The organism is Ruegeria sp. PrR005, from assembly GCF_010500245.1.
Lineage (GTDB): Bacteria > Pseudomonadota > Alphaproteobacteria > Rhodobacterales > Rhodobacteraceae > Ruegeria_B > Ruegeria_B marisflavi.
Map to the genome: position 1 here is coordinate 1 of NZ_JAAGOX010000038.1, position 3,143 is coordinate 3,143.

Annotated in this window: 5 protein-coding genes and 2 pseudogenes; 3 read left to right on the forward strand and 4 right to left on the reverse strand. The window is 55.6% G+C overall.

What is annotated here, in order from left to right; translation table 11 throughout:
- Positions 1–276: hypothetical protein (locus G0P99_RS24565; protein ID WP_203583150.1), on the reverse strand; the 276-nt coding region annotated here is incomplete at its 3' end.
- Positions 277–458: 182 nt separating this feature from the next.
- Between G0P99_RS24565 and G0P99_RS17250 the strand changes: the two are divergent.
- Positions 459–590 (forward strand): annotated as a pseudogene (locus tag G0P99_RS17250) (IS5/IS1182 family transposase); the annotation flags it as partial.
- Positions 591–895: 305 nt separating this feature from the next.
- Here the strand turns inward: G0P99_RS17250 and G0P99_RS24570 are convergent.
- The 3 genes and pseudogenes from G0P99_RS24570 to G0P99_RS17260 form a co-directional block, all read right to left on the reverse strand.
- Complete coding sequence (locus G0P99_RS24570) at positions 896–1,471, reverse strand: IS630 family transposase (protein ID WP_203583151.1); 576 nt, start codon at positions 1,469–1,471, stop codon at positions 896–898.
- A gap of 16 nt (positions 1,472–1,487) precedes the next feature.
- The gene (locus G0P99_RS24575) at positions 1,488–1,850 is read right to left on the reverse strand and encodes a hypothetical protein (RefSeq protein ID WP_239059855.1); all 363 of its coding nucleotides are present in this window, start codon (positions 1,848–1,850) and stop codon (positions 1,488–1,490) included.
- 198 nt (positions 1,851–2,048) lie between these two features.
- Positions 2,049–2,180: pseudogene (locus tag G0P99_RS17260) on the reverse strand (IS5/IS1182 family transposase); the annotation flags it as partial.
- 241 nt (positions 2,181–2,421) lie between these two features.
- On the opposite strand from G0P99_RS17260, the gene G0P99_RS24960 reads away from it, so the two are divergent.
- Together G0P99_RS24960 and G0P99_RS17265 are read left to right on the forward strand one after the other, a co-directional pair.
- Complete coding sequence (locus G0P99_RS24960; protein WP_255455792.1) at positions 2,422–2,553, forward strand: hypothetical protein; 132 nt, start codon at positions 2,422–2,424, stop codon at positions 2,551–2,553.
- A 201-nt stretch (positions 2,554–2,754) separates the two neighbouring features.
- Positions 2,755–3,072: a hypothetical protein gene (locus G0P99_RS17265; protein WP_164131730.1), complete on the forward strand. Its 318-nt coding sequence runs from the start codon at positions 2,755–2,757 to the stop codon at positions 3,070–3,072.
- Positions 3,073–3,143: the final 71 nt, after the last annotated feature.

The window sequence follows — 3,143 nt, forward strand, 5'->3', positions numbered from 1 at the left end:
GGGGCAAAAAAGGCTTGTCCAGCGGGCAGTCTCTGGCAATCTTGACATCAGACGGCAGGCCACTTGGAGAATGTCGGTTTGTAAGTTTGCGTGCCCCATAAGACGATACACACCACTGATTTTTCCAAATGAAATGTAGACAGATTCGCTTCCGTTCGAGCATTCGAATCCAACGAGGGAGTTTTCAAACTCGGCAAACATGCCTTCCATTGTGTTGTCGGCGTTTGCAAGGCGCCCCGCGAAGACAAGAGCCAATGCTAGTATCGACTTTTTCATTTCGACCAACTCCACAGTGCGGTTAGTAGCATTGGCCATTCTGGAGGCCGTGCACAAACGAACGTCTCACGAACGCTGGTCTATGGCTATAAGCATCCGACATTCTCACCGATAGAACCGGCTCTGTTGCACAAATCCCGTGAGGGATTCATCTCGTGAATCCAGCATGGTAGCTGTGAGGCATGAGCAGACCGACACCCCCTACCTACAAGACCTGGAACTGGCCGGCCTATAACGAAGCTCTTAAGCGCCGCGGCTCGCTGACGATCTGGTTAGATCCCGAGATGAGCTGGGATGCCGCGCCGACCGGCAAGCCGTTCCCCGGTAACAGTTTTCCGATTTTAACTCCCCTTCGCAGAATCTGGCCCAGGTTAGCAGCCATAGGTGCGCCAGTGCATTCCCTTGGGTTTCCTGCTCAACGTCGTATACCTCGGCAAAGCGCATTTCGGCCCGCGCCCGAATCCCTCACATTTAGCGACGTCCAGTGCGTGGTTGATCAAGCCCGGATTGCCTGCTGACGATCTCGAAAGGCTCAAATTGGCGAACCCCGGAGCGGCCTACCCTGATCTGCTCGATCATCGGCAAGACGTTCTCTGCAAGCGTTCTAGATTTGGCGCGTTTAATCGGTTCTGTACCCTGTGGCCTGGAAGAAGTTGTAGCATTCCTCATCGGTGAACAGGTCGCACACATGACCGACTACCTGCCAAAGTTCATGGTAGGTTCGGGCGGCAGCCTTTCGGATCAGCGCCTTAAGTTTGGAGAAGGCCATTTCGATTGGGTTGAGGTCGGGGCTGTAGGGCGGCAGGAACAGGAACCATGCTCCGATGCCACGCATGGTCTTTGCAGCACCTGGGCTTTTGTGGCTCGACAAGTTGTCGAGGATAACCACGTCGCCGGGGCGCAGGGTCGGCACCAGCTGGGTCTCGACATAGAGGTCGAACATTTCACCGTTCATTGCCCCGTCGATCACCCAAGGGGCATCGAGGCGGTCATGGCGCAGGGCACCGATGAAGGTCTGCGTGCGCCAGTGCCCGAACGGCGCGTGATCGACCAGGCGCTGCCCACGCGGGGCCCAGCCCGTGGTCTTTGCCATGTTGGTCTTGAGTGATGTCTCGTCGATGAAAGCCAGTCTTTCCAGATGCCTGACCATGAAGGGCTGGCGTTTGCCGATCCAGATGCGGCGCAGATCGGCCACGTCCTGGCGCTTCTGCTCAAGCGCTTTCAGGTCTTTTTTTGTGTGACAGCCCGAGCCTGAGCAGCAGCCGACCGACCGACGAGCGATGCACCTTCACCCCGTGCTCCGCGGCCAGTTCCGCGGTCAACTCGTCAATCGTCAAATCGGGCTGCGCCGCGATCCGGCGCTCCACCCAGCCCTTTACACCGCTCAACTTGCCGCGCCCGGGATTGTCCTGAGGTTTCGGCACGAGCGCATCAGTCTCGCGCTTGAGCCGTACCATGTCGTTGACGAACTTGATCGAAACGCACAGCCGCCGCGCCGCCGCGCTATGCGTGCTGCCCTGCTCGACAAGCCGCACAGCACGTTCACGCAACTCTACAGGATGCGGCTTGCCCATCTCTGACCCCCATATCTACCTGCAACGCATGGAATCACAGGACAATCGCTATGGGAATCTGGAGGGTTCTGTGAGGTCGCGCGGCGGATCGGGTGGGCTCTGGCGCGTTACGCGACCTCATTGAAGCCGGATTGAACGAACCCACGAGGTGAGTGGCGCTATGGGGATTGTGATTCTGGCACGGGCCCTGGGTGGAGGGCGCGAGGGCTGATGGCCGTCCCAAATCATCTCGGGATCGAACCAGATCGTCAGCGAGCCGCGGCGCTTGAGCGCTTCGTTGTATGCCGGCCAGTTCCTGGTCTTGTAAGCGGGGGGTATGGGTCTGCTCATGCCGCCCAGCTACCATGCTGGATTCACGAGATGAATCCCTCACAGGATTTGTGCAACAGAGCCGGTAAAAAGGCACACCCGCCCATGCCATGTCTAACATTTTCCAACATCGAGACAGCGTGCACACAACGCTTGAGTGGTGCGACGTGTCGCGGCAACGCTAAAAGAGCACGCTGGACCTTGAAGTTAACTCTGATAACCTCAAGCGACCAACCTAGATACAACAATCCAGAGAGTAGCTATGGCAACCTCACCAGAAGAAGTTAAAAAAAATTATGCCGAAGCGACGGCACGAGAAAATGCTAGGCGCGAAGCAGAACAAGCAAAACGAGATGCAGAACGTAAGGCAGCCGAAGCCGCAAAAAAGAAGTAACCTTCAACGCTTCTTGCAAGCCTTCGCAGCCGGCATATGAACGTGGCAGAAAATAGGGGTGATTACTTCACACCGCGCCATCCTTTGACCGCAGGGCCTTTGCTCCGATTGCCAGTCCGCTTGGACGTTGCCGTGCATCTGGGGTCTGCAATAAGGCCAGCCTAGAAACCCGCGGCGGGATATACCGAGGACAGTTCAAGAATGTCAGAATTATTAGATTTGTTGATACCTTATGTTCAAATTTCAAAAGCTATTCTTGTAGAAGAATATAGCCACAGCGATGACGCAAAGACCCGCATCGCAAACCTTGAGAAGAAGTTTCAAGAAGATGCTGACGATTTGGTGTACGAGTTGCTCAAGCACGTCAAAACATCTGATGCTAATGTCGACCTCGCAGAGGTGTTTCGAAGTATTCTAGATGGCGTAAAGGACGCTTTGCAGGGTGGTGACGCAGATGAATTTGAGACTGATCTGAACATCAGGGCAATCGACCGAACCGCCGAAAAGTTAGCGTGTTGATTTCCACCCAGAAGTGAGCCGGGCCGGCGGATAATTTCCACTGAGAACTGAGCCATGTGAACCTTTCCCCG